We start from the raw sequence: 18047 nt of genomic DNA on the forward strand, positions 1-18047 counted from the left end.
ATCTCCTCCTTGAGACTGTCTGACGACTTGGCATTCCCGCATCCGGAAGTGGATGCACGCCTATAGTGCAACCTGAATCTTAATTTCTCCTATAGATTGGGCGGCTGGATTTATGTAGTCGAAAAGTTGCATCTACACGTCACCCTTTATCGCGCAGAACATCATGCAATCGCAGCACTTCCATTTTCAGGGCGGCGATCTCGTTGAGAAAATGCGTGTCGATCTTATGGTGCAGCGCGATCAGCTCGATCTCGGCCTTGAGGTTCACCTCGTAATCCTTGGACGCCTCGAAACGGTCTCGCGCGGCCTGCCGGTTCTGCGACATCATGATGATCGGCGCCTGCAGGGCGGCGATCATCGACAGCAGAAGATTGAGGAAGATGAAGGGGTAGGGGTCGAAGGCGTCTTTCGTCAGCAGGATCGTGTTGGCGACGGTCCAGCCGGCGAGAAAGACGAGGAAACCCACGATGAAGGCCCAGGAGCCGCCGACGCGGGCGATGGCATCGGCGACGCGGTCGCCGGGCGCTTGCTTCGACTGGTAGGCGACGTTCCTGTCTTCCGACAGGATACGACCCTCGCGGGAATGGAGCAACACCTCGCGCTCGGTCTCGTCGAGCTCATCGGAGGTTTTGCCGAAGAGGATTTGGGCGGCGTCGTCGAAGGGTTTCATGGCGGGGCTCCGCAAGAGAATCGGAGCCCTAGCCTAGCCTCGTTTTGTGCGGGAAATCAGTACGCCGCGCTCATCAGTTCCGCATGGGAGTTGAAGAAGCGTTCGAGACCGTACTGCTTGCCGAACATGATGTCGTGCTGCAGGAAGCGGAAATCGCGCACCAGCGGGTCGACGGTCTTTTTGCGGGCCCAGTCCGGGTTGCCGTTACCCTTGGCGTCGATCAGCATGTAGCGGTCGATAACGCGCAGCTTGTCATGCACGGCGCCAAGGAAGCCCGTATAGTAGGGGTGCTCGAAGCCGGCTTCCTTGAGGATGTAGTAGGAGAGGAAGGCCGGGCTGATCGTGCCGACATCCTTTTCCGCACCGGTTTTGTTGGACCAGATGACAAGCGGGGTTTCGTGCTCCTTCTTCATCTGCTCGGTCGAGCCCTTGCGCGAGGCCGTGATGCCCTTCATGTAGCCGGAATTCTGGTAGACCGTGTTGAGCGGCGGCAGGTGATCGCCGAACACGACGATGATCGTCTCGCGGTCGCGCTCCTTGGCCCAGTCCATCAGCATCTTGAGGCTCTGATCGGCTTCCTTCACACCCTGCGCATAGCTTGCCAGCATGCGGTTGTCGCGCGCGTCCAGCTTGCCTTCGGGGGTGATGTCCGTCTTCGTGTAGCGGCCGTCGTCATAGGGGCCGTGGCCCTGCAGGGTCACGGCGAAGAAGAAGAACGGATCTTCCTGCAGATCGGCCTGGCGGATGATTTCCTTGGTTAGCGCCTCATCGGAGGTGAAGTTGCCACGCTTGGCGAGCGGCGGCATCTTGTCGACGTCCTTGAAGGTCTCGAAGCCGAACGCCTTGTAAACGCTCGAACGGTTCCAGAACCAGCCCGAGAACGGATGGATGGCGCGCGCCGTGTAACCTTCCGCGCGGAAGAACGTGGCAAGCGAGGGGATCGGCTTGCGGATATACTGCTGGTAGGGAATGCTGCCGGTCGGCAGGAAGGCGTTGGAGAAGCCCGTCAGCGCCTCGAATTCGATATTGGCCGTCAGGCCGCCGAATTCCGGCGAGAAGACGTGGCCGCCCTGGCTTTCGCGGATGACCGGCATCGGATCCTGCGAGAGCTTCACGCTGTCGATGCGCGTCGGATCCCACAGCGATTCACTCATCACGACGATGACGTCGGGCTTCGAGCGGTGCGTCGTGCCGAAGGGCAGCGGCTTGGACGGGATCTTGTCGATCGCGTCGACCATATAACCGCCCGGCGCCTGAACGTTTGCCATCGGCAGGTTGATGGCAAAGGCCATGACGAAGCCGTTGTGGCGATAGTTCTCCGCCTGGTCCCACATGATCGGGAAGACCTTAAGCCGGTCGCGGACCCACGAGAAGTCGTTATAGTCCATGATGGAGGCAAAGCCGGCGAGCAGCGGCAGCGCGACGGCGAGGCGTGCAAGGCGTTCCTTGCGCGTCAGCGGCCGGAAGCGGCGCCAGGCGAAGACCCAGAGGCTGACAAGACCGACGACGGCGGCGACGATGGCGAGGGCGAGACCTGCGGCCGTCCAGGGACGATCCTGCACGAGAACCGGCATCAGCTCCATGATCTGGCGGCCGAACAGCAGGTCCGTCGGGTAGAGCGGGTCGGTCAGGAAGACCTGCTTCTGCTGCGAGATGACGCCCATCAGCACGACGAGCGGCGCGATGAACAACACGCCCTTGTGCTGGCGGCCGATCAGCGCATCGAGCGCGAGATAGGTCAGGAAGAACACGCCCGTCGTGGTCCAGGCCGGCTGTTCGAGATTGGTGAAATAGATCCAGGTCTGCTCAAGCGAGCCGCGCGTGATGAGTTCGACGACGACGACGGTCAGCAGTGCCAGAAGGCCGGAAACGACAAGCGAACGCAGGACGGCAAGCGCCTTTGCATGGCGCGCAAAGAAGCCTGCCTCAGCGGCAAGTCCTTCGGTGGCATCCATTGCCACGGCTGCGGGAGTGAACAGGGCCAAGGCCGTCTCCAAACTTCATGAAACTTTCGTGTATCTGTCATACGGACGTCATCTTGAACAGGAGATGAACGGTTTCTGCAACGTTCTCCCTGTGCTTTGGTTCCACCTGTTGCATCGTCGCAATGGCGGCGGGAACCCGCTGAAAACAGGGGCTTGGCGGGAAAGCGCGTGCAATCGTCAGGCTTTTCATTCCCAAAGCCTCTGTCATGCTCTAAACAGCTTCTCGACCGTTCGAGAGTGCGGGCTGCGCAGGATCGGACACCATGCAAAGACGGGTCTGCAGATATGACTTCCGAGACTGAAAAGGCGACGCTCCGTATCGCGGTTGCGCAATTGAACCCTGTCGTCGGTGACATCACCGGCAATCTCGCCAAGGCGCGTGCGGCCCGCGAGGACGCGGCAAAGCAGGGTGCCGATCTGCTGCTGCTTACGGAACTCTTCATCTCCGGCTATCCGCCCGAGGATCTCGTCCTGAAGCCCGCCTTCCTGAAGGCTTGCCGCCGCGCCATCGACGATCTGGCCGCCGACACCGCACAGGGCGGCCCCGGCGTCATCATCGGCTTTCCCCGGCAGGACGAGACCGGCCGCTTCAACGCCGTCGCCATCATCGATGCGGGCAAGGTGATTGCCGTCAGGGACAAGGTGGACCTGCCGAATTACGGCGAATTCGACGAAAAGCGCGTCTTCGACCAGGGCGCTATGCCGGGTCCGGTGAATTTCCGGGGCGTGCGGCTCGGCATCCCGATCTGCGAGGACATCTGGGGCGAGCTCGGCGTCTGCGAGACGCTGGCCGAAAGTGGGGCTGAAATCCTGCTCTCGCCGAACGGCTCGCCCTATTATCGCGGCAAGGTCGACATCCGCCATCAGGTCGTGCTGAAGCAGGTCATCGAAACCGGACTGCCGTTGCTCTATGCCAATCAGCTCGGCGGCCAGGACGAACTGGTCTTCGACGGCGCGAGCTTCGCCTTCAATGCCGACAAGACGCTCGCCTTCCAGATGAGCCAATTCGAGGAGACTGTCGCACTCGTCACCTTCAAGAAGGAAGGGGACGGCTGGATCTGCGACGGCGGGCCGATGTCGCGCATTCCCGAAAAGGAGGAGGCGGATTACCGGGCCTGCCTGCTCGGCTTCCGCGATTACGTCAACAAGAACGGCTTCAAGAATGTCGTGCTGGGCCTGTCGGGCGGCATCGACTCGGCGATCTGCGCCGCCATCGCGGTCGATGCTTTGGGTGAGGAGCGGGTGCGTTGCATCATGCTACCCTATCGCTACACCTCGCAGGATTCGCTTAAGGATGCTGCCGATTGCGCCAAGATGCTCGGCTGCCGCTATGACATCGTGCCGATCGAGGCGCCGGTGACCGGCTTCCTTTCTGCCTTGTCGGAGACCTTCGAGGGCACGGAAGAGGGCATCACCGAAGAAAACCTGCAAAGCCGTACGCGCGGCACCATCCTGATGGCGATCTCCAACAAGTTCGGCTCGATGGTCGTGACGACGGGCAACAAGTCGGAAATGTCGGTGGGTTATGCCACGCTCTACGGTGACATGAACGGCGGCTTCAATCCGATCAAGGATCTGTACAAGATGCAGGTCTATGCGCTCTCCAGCTGGCGCAACGCCCATCTGCCGCCGGGCGCGCTTGGGCCGACGGGCGAGGTGATCCCGAAGAACATCATCGACAAGGCGCCCTCCGCCGAGCTTCGGCCGAACCAGACCGACCAGGATTCGCTGCCGCCCTATCCCGTCCTCGACGACATCCTCGAATGCCTCGTCGAGATGGAGATGAGCACGGAGGACATCGTCGCGCGGGGCCATGACGTCAATACCGTGCACCGCATCGAACACCTGCTCTACATCGCCGAATACAAGCGCCGCCAGTCGGCGCCGGGCGTGAAGATCACCAAGAAGAATTTCGGCCGCGACCGCCGCTATCCGATCACCAATCGGTATCGCGACCGGGGGTAGGCGATGCGCAGCTCGGTCGAGATCCACAACATCGTCTCCGGTGAAACACGTGTCGTCTGGCAGACCGAGCAACTGGTCGAGGCGCCGAATTTTTCGCGGGACGGGCGGTTTCTCGTCATCAATGGCGATGGGCTGCTCTACCGGCTGGCGCTCGATGGCAGTGCGCCGGAGCGGATCGACACCGGCTTTGCCGTCAAATGCAACAACGATCATGGGCTTTCGCCCGACGGGCGTCTGCTTGTTATCAGCGACAAGGTGGAATTCGGCAAATCGGCGATATATGTGCTGCCGGCCGAGGGTGGCGTTCCCAGGCTGGTGACGCCGAACCTGCCGTCGTATTGGCACGGCTGGTCGCCGGATTGCGCGACGCTCGCTTATTGCGGCATTCGTGACGATGTCTTCGATATCTACACGATTCCTGTGTCGGGGGGTGAGGAAAAGCGGCTGACTTTTGGAGAAGGGCGCAATGACGGGCCGGATTATTCGGCGGATGGGGAATGGATCTATTTCAATTCCAGCCGCACCGGCCGCATGCAGATCTGGCGGGTGCGTCCCGACGGTTCCGAGCCGACCCGCATCACCGACAGCCCCTTTGGCGACTGGTTTCCGCATCCGTCGCCTGATGGGAAACACCTGCTTGTGCTGTCCTATGACGGCGATGTCTTCGATCATCCGCGCGATCTTAACGTGCGGCTGCGCCTCATGGACATGGACGGCGGCAATGCACGGATTCTCTTCGATCTTTTCGGTGGGCAGGGCACGATGAACGTGCCGAACTGGTCGCCGGACGGCAGCGAATTCGCCTTTGTGCGTTACGCGCCGGTCTGATCACAATTTGTGGTGCATATGCGTTAAGTTTTCGCTCACCAGCCTGTTTAAGTGAATTTTGCGGTCTGCCAATTAGCCTCTGTTCAACAATGCCCGGAACCGGGCGGGGGCAGGCAGGGGTGACGATGACGGGCAGGACTGAAGAAGGCCGGACGGGAAAACGGCGCAGGGTGAGTTTCGCAATTCGCGCTGCGGCCGTGATGATCGTCGGGCTTTTCGGCGCGGCAAACTTCTTCGTCCTCGACTATGCCATCGAACGCGCCGACAGTTTTGTCGCCGAGACCGAGCGCACGCTGGTCCGCAACGAATTCAGCCACCAGATCGACCAGGTGGTGCAATATCAGAGCCAGCTGTCCTTCTGGGACAAGAGCTTTAGCGCACTTGCCCACGGCATGCCGGACGACGATTTCGTGCGTGACCAGATGCGCGACTGGATGTGGTCCGATTTCGGCTTCTCCTGGATGATCCTGACCTCGCCGGATGGTGAAAAAATCCTCGGCGTGCATCGTGGCGAAAAGGTTTCCGACCGCAAGGCGCGTGAAAAGCTGCAATGGATGAGCGATCTCACCCGCCGCGCCGAGCGGGCCTATCGCGAGGCACTGTCGCCCGATCGGGGTGGCTGGCAGGTGGCGCGCGCCAAGGAGGACCCGGATCTCCTGACCCCGGCACTGCCGGAAATCCATGTCTCGGGCATGCGGCTCATCGACCGCGTCATGAGCATCGTCGTCGTGCAGGCCGTCGTTCCGAAATCGCTCTATATTCCCGCAAGCCGTCTGGAGCCGACCCTGCTCATCACCGTCAAGCCGGTGTCGCAGAAGATGCTGTCCAGTGCCGAGCGGCGGCTCGGCGTGCATGATCTCGGATTCACGCCCATCGTCACCGAGGAGCCGGGCCTCGTGATGACGCCCGTAGGTGGCGATGCGTATAATCCGATGGTCGCCTCCTGGCGGCCCAATATGCCGGGCTCCTTCGTCTGGCGCTCGGCTCTTCCGCAGATCGCGATTTTCGTGCTGGTCTTTGCCGGCGTCATGCTCTTCGTGACCCTGCGCTTTTCCGCGCTGGTCAGGGCGCTTCAGCGCAGCGAGGCGAAAAACGCCTTCCTCGCCCGGCATGATCCGTTGACGGGGCTGAAGAACCGCAGCGGCTTCGACGAGGAGGTGCGTCGCACCATCGCCAGGGGCAACGGCAAGCCCTTTGCGATCCTTGCCCTCGATCTCGACAAGTTCAAGGCGGTCAACGACCGTCATGGCCATGCGGCGGGCGATATCGTGCTGCAGGCGGTTGCCCGGCGCTTCTCCGATCGTGTCGGCAAACAGGGTTCGGTGGCGCGTCTCGGCGGCGACGAATTCTCCATTCTTCTCAATGGCGATTTTTCCCGCGAAACCCTCGTGGCGCTTGCCGAGGCGCTGGTCCTTGATGCGCAGGTGCCGATCGCCTATGACGGCCAGCTTCTGCTCATTGGCGGCAGCGCGGGCATTGCCCAGTTCCCGGATCACGGCGGCAGCCTGCACGATGTCATGGTGATGGCCGATGCCGCGCTCTATGCGGCCAAACATGCCGGCCGCAACCGTGCCTTTCATGCAGGCGATATCGATGCTGGCACGGTGGCCGAAGCGGGTGCGGCGCGCGCTGCCTGAAGCCGCCGAGACGCTATGAGACAGGTGCGCGGCGCGGGCGGGCTTGATCGTGCCCTAAAGCCGTGCGCATATCCTTTTCAGTCAGGTGCCCGCGACATGCGGGAGAATCGGGAATTCGGTGCGGGTGCAATATCCAGGTCCGGAACGTGCCCAACGCTGTGACGGGGATGGCGTGCACTCCAAAGCTTGAATCGATTCAAGCTTTTGCCACTGGTTCTTGAACCGGGAAGGCAGGTGCGGGCCGTGTGAACCGAAGTCAGAAGACCGGCCTGGCGAGATAGACCGAACCGCGCGGACGGCGGCAGGTTGGACGCATTGTTGGGGAGAAAACGATGCGAACAGAACTCTCGGACGCTCTCGTCCGGGCGGGCGCTTTTCCGTGTGAGGACAAGCAGGCCGTCTATCGTGCCATTGAAACGCGCCGCGACGTGCGTGACCAGTTTTTGCCCGATGCCTTGCCCGACGATCTCGTCGGCCGCCTGCTGCATGCCGCGCACAGCGCGCCGTCCGTCGGCTTCATGCAGCCGTGGAATTTCCTGCTGGTACGCGGCGAGGAAACGCGCCGTGCCGTGCATGGCGCCTTCCTCAAGGCCAATGCCGAGGCGGCGGATATGTTTTCGGGCGAGCGGCAGGCGCAATACCGCGCGCTGAAGCTCGAAGGCATCCTGAAGGCGCCGCTGTCGATCTGTGTGACCTGCGATCCGACGCGGGGTGGCACGGTGGTGCTGGGCCGCACGCACAATCCGCGCATGGACGTCTATTCCACGGTCTGCGCCGTGCAGAATCTCTGGCTCGCGGCGCGGGCGGAAGGGGTCGGCGTCGGCTGGGTCAGCATCTTCCACGACAGCGATATCCGCGACATTCTCGGCATTCCCGCCCATGTCGAAATCGTTGCCTGGCTCTGCGTCGGCTTCGTGGATCAGCTGTATGCGGAGCCGGAACTGGCGGTGAAGGGATGGCGGCAGCGCCTGCCGCTGGAAGAGTTGGTGTTCGAGGAGCGTTGGCCGGCGACTGCATAAAGCCGGTCAGTTGACGCCTGCATCGGCCGGGCGGCCGAGATCGATGGCGGACTCGTTTTCCGGCAAGAAGGCGGGGCCGACGGTGCGCACCTTGCTATGCGTGGGATCGTAGTCACGGTCCTCGATCTTGGCAGGGGTTTTTGCTGTTTCCTGCTTGTCCTGCCGGGTTGTGATCGTCGTGATGGAGCCGGTTTCCGGCAGGGCTTCCTCTGTCGTGCCCCCGCTCGTACCAGCGGTCTCGCCCTTCATCGCCTTCTGGCGCTTGATCATCTCCTGGTAATAGGCGGAGAGATTGCAGCCGCAGGTGCCGGCTTTCGAGAGATCGCGGGTCCGGTAGCTGAAGGCATGTTCGAGATCGCGGTAAGGCCGACCGGTGACGGTGGACGTCATCTGCTCGGTTTCCTGGCCGGGTGTCATCGACTGGTAGAAAAGCTGCGTCTCCGTCTGCGGGCACATCATCGCGCAGACCTTCTGGTCGCGGCGGAAATCGAGCGGCGTCGCGCCCGACGAGATCGGGAAGAAGCCGCCGTCGCAGGTGCGCACGCAGACGGTACGCAGATTGCCATGGCCGGCGCTGCCACCGAGCGAGCGCAGCTGCAATCGCCCGCTGTCTTCAGGCATGGTGCCCAGCGGCAGGGTGCGCGTATCGTCCTGCAAGGTGCGCAGGGTTTCGGTCGCGGCGATCGGCATCACCTTCGCGTCGTCGTTGCAGCCGTTGGTTTCCAGCGTGGCGAGCAGGCGGCTGCGCGGTCCTTGCGAGGATATGCCGCCGGCAAATTCGCGGCGCTTGCGGTCGAGGATGTAGAGGTTGCGCTCCATCTTGCCGATGACTGTTTCCAGCGTGTCGCAGGCCGCTTCGTTCTCGCCGCCGAAGACGGTGATGCTGCCGGACGAGCAGCCGAGGCGGCGCTGGTCGCTCTTGGCCTTGCGCAACTGGATATTCTGGCGGGCGATCGCGCCGGCATATTTGCGCGCGCTTGTGGTGTCGACCATGACCCGAGGGAGGTTTGCCAGTTCCGCCTGAATCCGTTCGCACACGTCGGACGCCGACGCGCCGCCCGAAACGAGGAGCGACAGGCCGGTTGCGAGCGCAAACAAAAGGCGAAGGCGTCCTTTCACGTCCTGATATCCCGTAAGAGAGCTTGGAAGGCGGCCCGAGGCGCACCTTGATCATGTTCCTATCATAAGCCACTGCGCGCGCCGTGCAACGCGCTCCCGGATTTGTGATTAACGGCCGAAGAGATAATATGAATTATCTGGTCAGCTTTGCGCGGACGGCGCAATTGATCTCGCGGGGGGCTTGGTGTAGCACTCTCGGCATATATGCAGCAGCCGGTTACGGCACGGTCGCCTTCCGGCGGCGCAATCATCCCGCAGGCAGGTGACCATGAAGATATCGTCAGTCTTGTTGAGCCCTCTCTATGCGCTGCAACTCGCATCGGGCGCGAAATCCTTTGCCGACAATCCTGTTATCGGCAGCAAGTGGCTCAACAAAAAGGGCCTGCATGAAAAACGCGTGTCGCTGGCCATGCGCATGGCCGCCTGGCGCCGCAGGAAGCTGGAAAACCTCGTCGCGCCGGACCACCGCCGGCAATATGCCGAGACCGGCTTCGTCAAGATCGAGAATTTTTTGTCGCCGGAGGTTTTTGCCGCCGTCACGCGCGAACTGGCCGAGCGCGATTTCGAGCGCTACGACATGAAGCAGGGCGCGACGGTCACGCGCCGCGCGATCATCGATGACAGCGACCTCGAAACCCTGCCGGGGTTCAAGGCCGCGCGCAACGATCCGCGCCTGACCAACCTGCTGCGCTACGTCTCCTCCCATTCCGGCCAGCCCTTGCTGGTGGTTCAGATCGTCATGGCCCTGCCGTCCGTCGTTGCGGCCGGTTCGACCGATCCGCAGACGGCGCTGCACAGCGACACGTTCCAGCCGACGGCGAAGGCCTGGCTGTTCCTGCGCGATGTCGGTGAAGAGGACGGTCCGTTCGCCTATGTGCCGGGCTCACACGAAATGACGCCGCAGCGGCTCGCCTGGGAGCGCGGCATCAGTGAAAACGCCGATGCGATCGAAAACATCTATTCCGCCCGTGGCTCGCTGCGCATCATGCCGGACGAGCTCGGTGCGCTCGGATACGGTCAGCCGGTGAAGATGACCGTGAAGGCCAACACGCTCATCGTTGCCGATACGCATGGTTTTCACGCCCGCAGCCCGAGCTACAAGACGACGACGCGCATCGAGATCTACGGCTCGCTGCGCCGCAATCCGTTCCTGCCGTTCACCGGCTTGCACATTGCCTCGTTGCCGTTCATCGCCTCGGGCATGAACCGCTGGATCATCTCCGGCATGCGCCTGCGCAGCAAGCTCGGCATCAAGGGCTCGCCCTGGCGCGATGCCGGCCTTGGCAAGGCCGATGAATGGTCCAAGCGTCTCGACAAGCCGCCGGTGGCCTGACGGCTTCGAATACCCCGATTGGCGGCTTGCCCTTGCAAGGCCGCCGGTCGGGCTCTATATCACGCCCGTCGTCAACACCGACCGGATGGTGCAGCATGAATTTCAACCCGACCACAAATCGACGTCGTTTTGTCCTCGGGGAAATTCGTATCCATGCCTTCCATCACCCTCTCGAAAATTTCGTGGTCCACGCCTGACGGCCACGCGCTTCTCTCCCATCTCGATCTGAGCTTCGGTCGCGAACGCGCCGGTCTTGTCGGCCGCAACGGCGTCGGCAAGACGACCTTGCTCAAGCTGATCAACGGCGATCTGCGACCGCTCTCCGGCACCGTGACCGTCGATGGTTCCATCGGCGTGCTGCGCCAGAGCGTGCAGGTCGGGGCGGAGGAAACGGTCGCCAGCCTGTTCGGCATCGAAGATGCGCTCGACCTTCTCCGCCGAGCCGAATGCGGCGAAGCGGAAGCCGATGCCTTGGCGGATGCGGACTGGACGCTGGAAACGCGCCTTGCCGCTGCGCTCGCCCGCGTCGGGCTGAATGCAATGGCCGAAACGCGACTTGCCGCCCTTTCAGGCGGCCAGCGCACGCGCGCAGCCCTTGCGGCCCTTCTCTTTCACGAGCCGGATTTTTTGCTGCTGGACGAGCCGACCAACAATCTCGACCGGGAGGGCCGGCAGGCCGTCGTCGACATGCTTTCCGGCTGGCGTGCCGGTGCGGTGGTCGTCAGCCATGACCGCGAATTGCTGGAATGCATGGATGCGATCGTGGAACTCACCTTGCTCGGCGCCACGCGCTACGGCGGCAACTGGAGCGCCTACCGCGAGCGCAAGGCGCTGGAGCTGGCGGCTGCGCAGCGGCAGTTGTCCGATGCGGAACGGCACGCGGCAGATCTCGCGCGCTCGGTGCAGGCCGTCGCCGAGCGCAAGGCGCGCAAGGATGGCGCCGGCAAGCGCAAGAGGGCGAAGGGCGATATTCCCCGCATCATGCTCGGTGCCATGAAAGAGCGCAGCGAGGTAACAGGCGGTGTGCAGGCACGTCTTGCCGAAAGCCGGCAGGCGCAAGCGGCGGAGGCCATGGCGACCGCACGGGGACGGATCGAGGTTCTGCAACCGCTCACCGTTGCCGTGCCGCCGACGCATCTCGCCGCCGGCAAGACGGTGTTGAAGCTCGACGGCGTGACGGCCGGTTATGAACCGGAACGCCCGATCCTTCGAGGGCTTTCCTTCACCATCACCGGGCCGGAGCGCATTGCGGTGGCCGGGCCGAACGGCTCCGGCAAGACGACGCTGCTCAGCCTTGCCACAGGGCAATTGCTGCCCTCCGAAGGAAGCGTGCGCGTCTTCACGGAGTTCGCCATGCTCGACCAGCGCGTCAGCCTGCTCGATGCCGGCCTCTCCATTCGTGACAATTTTCGCCGTCTCCATCCCGAGGCCAACGAGAATGCCTGCCGGGCGGCGCTGGCGCGGTTCATGTTCCGCGCGGATGCGGCTTTGCAGAGTGCAGGGAGCCTCAGCGGCGGCCAGCTTCTGCGCGCCGGTCTTGCCTGCGTGCTCGGGGGCGGGGCACCGCCACCGCTGCTCATCCTGGACGAGCCGACCAATCATCTCGACATCGATTCCATCGAGGCGGTGGAAGCGGGGCTTCGGGCCTATGACGGCGCGTTGCTCGTCGTCAGCCACGACGAGGCTTTTCTTCGGGCGATTGGCATCGCGCGCCGGTTGGAGCTTTCCGGGACCTAGAAACGCAAACGGCCGCCGGGGGAACCGGCGGCCATCTTTCAATCATTCCATCGACTTCAAGCCGGATAGGAGGCTTCCACGACTGCAAGCGCCGCCATGTTCACCACGCCGCGCGAGGTTGCCGACGGTGACAGGATGTGGGCGGGCAGGGCGGCACCGAGCAGGATCGGGCCGACATGCAGGCTGTCCGTCATGGTCTTGACGACGCCGAGGGTAATGTTGGCGGCGTCGAGGTTCGGGAAGACCAGCAGGTTGGCTTCGCCCGTCAGCGTCGAGTTCGGCATGACGCGCTGGCGCAACACTTCGGAAATGGCGGCGTCGCCGTGCATTTCGCCGTCGGCTTCCAGATCCGGGTCCTGCTCGCGCACAAGCTCCATCGCCCGGCGCATCTTGAGCGCGCTGTCCGATTCGCGCGAACCGAAGTTCGAATGGGAGACGAGGGCTGCGCGCGGTGTGATGCCGAAGCGGCGGATTTCCTGCGCGGCCATGATGGTCATCTCGGCCACTTCCTCGGCCGTCGGCTCCATCGTCACGTAGGTGTCGGTGAAGAAGGTCGCACCGCGCTGCGAGATCAGGAGGCTGAGACCTGAGAAATCGAGCACGCCGGGCTTCTTGCCGATGATCTGGCTGACATCGCGCAGGTGGCGCGCATAACGGCCCTCGACACCGCAGATCAGGGCATCGGCGTCGCCGCGCTTGACGGCCAGGGCGCCGATGACCGTCTGGTTCGTGCGCACGATGGTGCGGGCGGCTTCCGGGTTGACGCCCTTGCGGCCGACGAGGTTCAGGTACTCCTCGACATAGTCACGGTAGCGCGGATCGTCTTCCGGGTTGACCAGTTCGAAATCGACATTCGGGCGCACGCGAAGGCCGTAGCGCTTGAGGCGCGTTTCGATGATCTGCGGACGGCCGATGAGGATCGGCAGGGCGGTATTCTCTTCGAGCAGGATCTGGGCGGCGCGCAACACGCGTTCGTCTTCCCCTTCGGCAAAGATCACGCGCTTCTTCTCGGCCTTCTTCGCGGCGGCGAAGATCGGCTTCATGATGAAGCCGGAGCGCCAGACGAAGCGGTTGAGCTGGTCGAGATAGGCGTCGAAATCGGTGATCGGGCGCAACGCCACCCCGGTCTCGGCCGCCGCGCGGGCAACGGCCGGCGCGATGCGCAGGATGAGGCGCTGATCGAAGGGCGAGGGGATCAGGTAGTTCGGGCCGAAGCTCGGCGTGTCGCCGGAATAGGCGCGGGCGGCGACGTCGGAGACTTCCTCACGGGCAAGCGCCGCGATGGCGCGCACGGCGGCCATCTTCATCTCTTCGTTGATCGTGCGCGCGCCGCAATCGAGCGCGCCGCGGAAGATGTAGGGGAAGCAGAGGACGTTGTTGACCTGGTTCGGGAAGTCCGAACGGCCGGTGCAGATCATGGCATCCGGGCGTATGGCCCGCGCCTCCTCGGGCATGATTTCCGGCGTCGGATTGGCAAGCGCCATGATCAGCGGATTTTCCGCCATGCGGGTCAAAAGTTCCGGCTTCAGCACGCCAGCGGCGGATAGGCCGAGGAAGACGTCGGCGCCGTCGATGCTTTCGGACAATGCGCGCTTGTCGGTCTCCTGTGCATACACGGCCTTCCACTGGTCCATGAGGACTTCGCGGCCCTTGTAGACGAGGCCTTCGAGGTCGTGCACCCAGATGTTCTCCACCTTCGCGCCGAGCGAGACGAGCTGATTGAGACAGGCGAGTGCGGCAGCGCCGGCGCCGGACGCGACGATCTTGGCCTCGCCGAGCGCCTTGCCGGCCAATTCCAGGCCGTTCAGGACGGCGGCTGCGACGATGATGGCCGTACCGTGCTGGTCGTCGTGGAAGACGGGTATGTCCATCTTCTCGCGCAGCTGGCGTTCGACCTCAAAGCACTCCGGCGCCTTGATGTCTTCAAGGTTGATGCCGCCGAAGGTCGGCTCCAGCGCGGAGACGACATTGACCATCTCATCGACGGTCGGGGCGTCGATTTCGATGTCGAAAACGTCGATGCCGGCGAATTTCTTGAAGAGGACGGCCTTGCCTTCCATGACCGGCTTGGAAGCGAGCGGGCCGATATTGCCGAGGCCGAGAACTGCCGTACCGTTCGAGACGACGGCGACGAGGTTGGCGCGCGCCGTGTAGTCGGCGGCCGTTTCGGGATTGTCGCGGATCGCAAGGCAGGGGGCGGCAACACCGGGCGAATAGGCAAGGGCGAGATCGCGCTGGTTGCCGAGCGGCTTGGTTGCGGTGATCTCGAGCTTGCCGGGGCGGGGATAGCGGTGGAAGAAGAGGGCCTGCTGGTCGATGTCGCCACTGACTGGGCCGTTCTGCGTCCTCGGTTTGTCACCCGTGCTCATGATGTTTCCTGCCATATGCTGTTTTGGTTGCGGCTCCACATGCCACGAACACGTCGCGACGTGAAGTTTCCGGAAGCTTCCATAAAGCCGCATTCGCCGGCCTGTGCAATGCCTATTTGCGGACGGAAAAGGCATAGGTGTGTCATCAATTTGAAACAGGAGTCTGGTTTTCAACGGGACGAAAGCCGCCGGTTCCAGATTGAACGCGGCGGCCGGCCACCCGGAGACGAACGCGATGAACCCGACGCCTGCCGACCCCAATGTCCGCCACTTCCGCACGCTCTTCATCTCGGATGTGCATCTGGGATCGAAGGCGGCCAAGGCGGATTTCCTGATCGACTTTCTGGGCCACCACGAGGCCGAGACGATCGTACTGGTTGGCGACATCGTCGACGGCTGGCGGCTGAAGCGCAACTGGTACTGGCCGCAGTCCTTCAACGACGTCACGCAGAAAATCCTGCGCAAGGCGCGCAAGGGTACGCGCATCATCTACATCCCCGGCAATCACGATGAGTTCCTGCGGGATTTCCCCGGCACGCATTTCGGCGGCGTCGAAGTGGCCGAGCGCATGATCCACGAGGCCGCCGACGGCAAGCGCTATCTCGTGCTGCATGGCGACGAGTTCGACGTCGTGGTGCGCCATGCCCGCGTCGTCGCCTATCTCGGCGACTGGGCCTATGATGCGGCGATTGCCATCAACGTCGTCTTCGCCGCCATCCGCCGCCGCCTCGGGCTGCCGTACTGGTCGTTCTCGTCCTGGGCCAAGCAGCAGGTGAAGAGTGCCGTGAATTTCATCGGCGAGTTCCAGAAGGTGGTCGTCGAGGAGGCGCGCCGCAACGATGCCGACGGCGTCATCTGCGGCCATATCCACCACGCCGTCATCACCGAGATCGACGGCATTCGCTACATCAACAGTGGCGACTGGGTGGAAAGTTGCACGGCGATTGCCGAGCATCACGACGGCGAGATGGAACTGATCACCTGGCAGACGCTGACGGCGGTGCCCGAACCCGTGTCGATTGCAAGCCGCAGCCTCGGCGTGGTGGCGACGTCTGGTGCCGAAGCCGCCTGACGCATTGCGTTGCAGACGAGATCGGAACGCAACCGGCAGAAATAGCGGATTGGCGTACGTACATCGGCGTGCTAGAGCGAGGTCGTTCCAATACAGGTTCCCCGCCATGACCGCCCCTTCCGGGTTCACCGTGACATCAGGCGCGCCGCCGTTCTTCGTCGCGCGCATCGCCCTCGTTTTCAGCGCCCCGATGATGGTGAACGGCATTGCGCTGCCGTTTTTCCCCGTCTGGCTGGAAACGCTATCGATGAGCGATTTCCAGATCGGCATCATTCTGGCCGTGCCGATGTTCGTGCGCGTCTTCACCGCGCCGGTGGCCGGCGTCATCGCCGACCGGATCGGCGAGCGCTCGATCATGCTGGCCTGGTCGGCCGTGCTGTCGCTCATGACGGCGATCGCGCTTTTCGCGACGGGATCGTTCTGGCCGGTGCTGTTGCTCTATACGCTGCAAGGCGCGGTCTATTCGCCCTATGTGCCGATCACCGAGGCGATCATGCTGTCGGGCGTGCGGCGCTGGAATTTCGATTATGGCCGGATGCGCCTCTGGGGTTCGCTCGCCTTCATCGTCGCGACGATGATCGGCGGCTGGCTCGCCGGTCTTTATGGCGGCGCCATGGTGCTGCCGGCGATGGCGGTGGGCTTCGACTTGACCGTGCTCGGCGCGGTGATCGCGCCGCGGGTCGGCAAGCCGCGCCGGCCGTCGCCGATCTCGGCGATCGCCACCATGCCGACGAAAAGCACGCTGCGGCAGGCGGATGTGCAGTTCATGCTGATCGGCGTCGCGCTGGTGAACTCCAGCCATGCCATGCTCTTCGCCTTTTCGGCGATCTACTGGCAGAAGATGGGTTTTAGCGGCGTCGATGTCGGCATTCTCTGGAGCGCCGGCGTGATGGCCGAGGTGGTTTTCTTCCTCTTCGCCGTCCAGCTCCGCCGCCGCTTCAATCTGTGGTCCATGATGATCGCCGGCAGCAGCGTCGCCGTCCTGCGCTGGATCATCTTCCCGATGGAGATGTCCTTTGCCGGCTATTTCGTGCTGCAATGCCTGCACGCCTTTACCTATGCCATCATCCATATGAGCGTGCAGAGCCGCCTCGTGGAGCGCGTGGCGGAAGAGCAGGAAGCCTCGGCACAGGGGCTCTATTATTTCTACACCGGCATCTTCACGGCGATCGCGACCTTCCTGTCAGGCTATGCTTTCAACTGGTACGGCGTGCACGGCTTCTACCTGATGTCCTGCATCGCTGCGGCGGGTCTTGCCTGCGTCGTCATCGCAAGGGTCTTTGCCGTGCGTCTTCAGCCCCAGAGTGCGGCTTCCGGCGGATAGACCGACGATCCCTCATAGTGCAGGCTGGGCACCCGATCGCGGGCCAGCAGCAGGGGGCCGTCGAGATCGACGAAATCGGCACCCTGCGCCAGAAGCACCGCCGGCGCCATGCCAAGCGAGGTGCCGACCATGCAGCCGACCATGATCTTCAGCCCGAGTTCGCGGGCGGCTTCGCGCAACGCCAGCGCCTCCGTCAGGCCGCCGGCCTTGTCGAGCTTGATGTTGATCGCGTCGTAGCGGTTAACGAGCTTTGCCACGTCCTCCGTGCGATGCACGCTCTCGTCCGCGCAGACCGGGATCGGCCGCGCATGAGCGGCAAGCGCGGAATCGTTTCCGGCCGGCAGCGGCTGTTCGACGAGCGCGATGCGCGTCTCGGCGCAAATGGCGAAGTGATAGGCGAGGTTTTCGGGCATCCAGCCCTCGTTGGCGTCGAGGATGATCGCGCTGTGGGGCGCACCGGCGCGCACGGCCCTGATGCGCGCGGCGTCGTCCGCCGTGCCGACTTTCACCTTGAGCAGGGCGCGGCCGGCATGCTGAGCGGCCTGGCGCTGCATAGCCTCGGGCTCGCCGAGCGAGAGCGTATAGGCGGTGACGAGTTTCTGCGGGGCGGCGGCGTTGATGACCTGCCAGGTCGGCACGCCCGAGAGTTTTGCCTCGAGGTCCCAGAGGGCGCAATCGATGGCGTTGCGGGCCGCGCCGGCCGGCATGATGCGGGCAAGGTCCTCGCGGCCGATACTGTCCTCCACAGCGCCGCGCATCTCCTCGATTGCGGCCAGCACGCCAGGCACCGATTCGCCGTAGCGGGCATAGGGCACGCATTCGCCCCGACCGATCTGGCCGGAGGATTCGATTTCGCAGATCACCACCTCGGCCGTCGTCTTGGCGCCACGGGAAATCGTGAAGGCCCCGGCAATCGGGAAGGTTTCGGCGGTTGCGCGCAGTCTACGGTGCATCGGGCGGGATCCTGGCTGGCCCCGAAATATTCGAGG

13 protein-coding genes and 1 riboswitch are annotated in these 18047 nt (G+C 63.3%); of the genes, 8 read left to right on the forward strand and 5 right to left on the reverse strand.

All coding sequences use genetic code 11. The features are described 5' to 3' along the window. Nucleotides 1–139: 139 nt before the first annotated feature. Nucleotides 140–670 (reverse strand): DUF1003 domain-containing protein, encoded by a 531-nt coding sequence (locus AC27VQ_RS12315; protein ID WP_313530679.1) that lies wholly within the window; start codon nucleotides 668–670, stop codon nucleotides 140–142. Between the two features lie 56 nt (nucleotides 671–726). Beyond that, the gene (locus tag AC27VQ_RS12320) at nucleotides 727–2625 is read right to left on the reverse strand and encodes an LTA synthase family protein (protein ID WP_488716654.1); all 1899 of its coding nucleotides are present in this window, start codon (nucleotides 2623–2625) and stop codon (nucleotides 727–729) included. Nucleotides 2626–2940: 315 nt separating this feature from the next. On the opposite strand from AC27VQ_RS12320, the gene AC27VQ_RS12325 reads away from it, so the two are divergent. The 4 genes from AC27VQ_RS12325 (at nucleotide 2941) to bluB (ending at nucleotide 8104) form a co-directional block, all read left to right on the forward strand. Then, entirely contained in the window at nucleotides 2941–4620 is a 1680-nt protein-coding gene (locus tag AC27VQ_RS12325; protein WP_488716475.1) for an NAD+ synthase, read from the forward strand. Nucleotides 4621–4623: 3 nt separating this feature from the next. Continuing rightward, complete coding sequence (locus AC27VQ_RS12330) at nucleotides 4624–5448, forward strand: TolB family protein (protein ID WP_488716476.1); 825 nt, start codon at nucleotides 4624–4626, stop codon at nucleotides 5446–5448. Nucleotides 5449–5618: 170 nt separating this feature from the next. After that, complete coding sequence (locus tag AC27VQ_RS12335) at nucleotides 5619–7085, forward strand: sensor domain-containing diguanylate cyclase (protein ID WP_488716477.1); 1467 nt, start codon at nucleotides 5619–5621, stop codon at nucleotides 7083–7085. Nucleotides 7086–7151: 66 nt separating this feature from the next. Continuing rightward, nucleotides 7152–7372, forward strand: a riboswitch (cobalamin riboswitch). A 45-nt stretch (nucleotides 7373–7417) separates the two neighbouring features. Further along, the gene (gene bluB / locus AC27VQ_RS12340; protein ID WP_313530690.1) at nucleotides 7418–8104 is read left to right on the forward strand and encodes a 5,6-dimethylbenzimidazole synthase; all 687 of its coding nucleotides are present in this window, start codon (nucleotides 7418–7420) and stop codon (nucleotides 8102–8104) included. 6 nt (nucleotides 8105–8110) lie between these two features. Here bluB and AC27VQ_RS12345 read toward each other — a convergent pair whose 3' ends face one another. Beyond that, nucleotides 8111–9223, reverse strand: coding sequence for a DUF2865 domain-containing protein (locus AC27VQ_RS12345; RefSeq protein WP_488716478.1), 1113 nt, complete (start codon nucleotides 9221–9223; stop codon nucleotides 8111–8113). Between the two features lie 268 nt (nucleotides 9224–9491). Here AC27VQ_RS12345 and AC27VQ_RS12350 point away from each other — a divergent pair, with 268 nt between their 5' ends. Then, on the forward strand, nucleotides 9492–10556 hold the full coding sequence (locus tag AC27VQ_RS12350; protein WP_488716479.1) for a phytanoyl-CoA dioxygenase family protein: 1065 nt from the start codon (nucleotides 9492–9494) through the stop codon (nucleotides 10554–10556). A 153-nt stretch (nucleotides 10557–10709) separates the two neighbouring features. Further along, nucleotides 10710–12293, forward strand: a complete 1584-nt coding sequence (locus AC27VQ_RS12355) for an ABC-F family ATP-binding cassette domain-containing protein (RefSeq protein WP_488716480.1) — start codon at nucleotides 10710–10712, stop codon at nucleotides 12291–12293. A gap of 56 nt (nucleotides 12294–12349) precedes the next feature. On the opposite strand, the gene AC27VQ_RS12360 is transcribed toward AC27VQ_RS12355, so the two are convergent. After that, the gene (locus AC27VQ_RS12360) at nucleotides 12350–14662 is read right to left on the reverse strand and encodes an NADP-dependent malic enzyme (protein ID WP_488716481.1); all 2313 of its coding nucleotides are present in this window, start codon (nucleotides 14660–14662) and stop codon (nucleotides 12350–12352) included. 235 nt (nucleotides 14663–14897) lie between these two features. Here AC27VQ_RS12360 and AC27VQ_RS12365 point away from each other — a divergent pair, with 235 nt between their 5' ends. Both AC27VQ_RS12365 and AC27VQ_RS12370 read left to right on the forward strand, forming a co-directional pair. Beyond that, nucleotides 14898–15734: a UDP-2,3-diacylglucosamine diphosphatase gene (locus AC27VQ_RS12365; RefSeq protein ID WP_488716482.1), complete on the forward strand. Its 837-nt coding sequence runs from the start codon at nucleotides 14898–14900 to the stop codon at nucleotides 15732–15734. Nucleotides 15735–15840: 106 nt separating this feature from the next. Further along, entirely contained in the window at nucleotides 15841–17058 is a 1218-nt protein-coding gene (locus AC27VQ_RS12370; protein ID WP_488716483.1) for an MFS transporter, read from the forward strand. Here the strand turns inward: AC27VQ_RS12370 and dgcA are convergent. Beyond that, nucleotides 17028–18011, reverse strand: coding sequence for an N-acetyl-D-Glu racemase DgcA (dgcA, locus tag AC27VQ_RS12375; protein ID WP_488716484.1), 984 nt, complete (start codon nucleotides 18009–18011; stop codon nucleotides 17028–17030). The two genes, AC27VQ_RS12370 and dgcA, sit on opposite strands and share 31 nt — an antisense overlap. Between the last annotated feature and the right edge of the window lie 36 nt (nucleotides 18012–18047).

This window comes from Shinella sp. 20P9.1.1 (genome assembly GCF_057798995.1).

Excerpts from the sequence above, each read along its gene's own strand:
- AC27VQ_RS12360 (WP_488716481.1), bottom strand. The coding sequence starts at position 14,662 with ATGAGCACGGGTGACAAACCGAGGACGCAGAACGGCCCAGTCAGTGGC.
- bluB (WP_313530690.1), top strand. The coding sequence starts at position 7,418 with ATGCGAACAGAACTCTCGGACGCTCTCGTCCGGGCGGGCGCTTTTCCG.
- AC27VQ_RS12320 (WP_488716654.1), bottom strand. The coding sequence starts at position 2,625 with ATGGATGCCACCGAAGGACTTGCCGCTGAGGCAGGCTTCTTTGCGCGC.
- AC27VQ_RS12370 (WP_488716483.1), top strand. The coding sequence starts at position 15,841 with ATGACCGCCCCTTCCGGGTTCACCGTGACATCAGGCGCGCCGCCGTTC.
- AC27VQ_RS12365 (WP_488716482.1), top strand. The coding sequence starts at position 14,898 with ATGAACCCGACGCCTGCCGACCCCAATGTCCGCCACTTCCGCACGCTC.
- AC27VQ_RS12325 (WP_488716475.1), top strand. The coding sequence starts at position 2,941 with ATGACTTCCGAGACTGAAAAGGCGACGCTCCGTATCGCGGTTGCGCAA.
- AC27VQ_RS12315 (WP_313530679.1), bottom strand. The coding sequence starts at position 670 with ATGAAACCCTTCGACGACGCCGCCCAAATCCTCTTCGGCAAAACCTCC.
- AC27VQ_RS12350 (WP_488716479.1), top strand. The coding sequence starts at position 9,492 with ATGAAGATATCGTCAGTCTTGTTGAGCCCTCTCTATGCGCTGCAACTC.
- dgcA (WP_488716484.1), bottom strand. The coding sequence starts at position 18,011 with ATGCACCGTAGACTGCGCGCAACCGCCGAAACCTTCCCGATTGCCGGG.
- AC27VQ_RS12355 (WP_488716480.1), top strand. The coding sequence starts at position 10,710 with ATGCCTTCCATCACCCTCTCGAAAATTTCGTGGTCCACGCCTGACGGC.
- AC27VQ_RS12330 (WP_488716476.1), top strand. The coding sequence starts at position 4,624 with ATGCGCAGCTCGGTCGAGATCCACAACATCGTCTCCGGTGAAACACGT.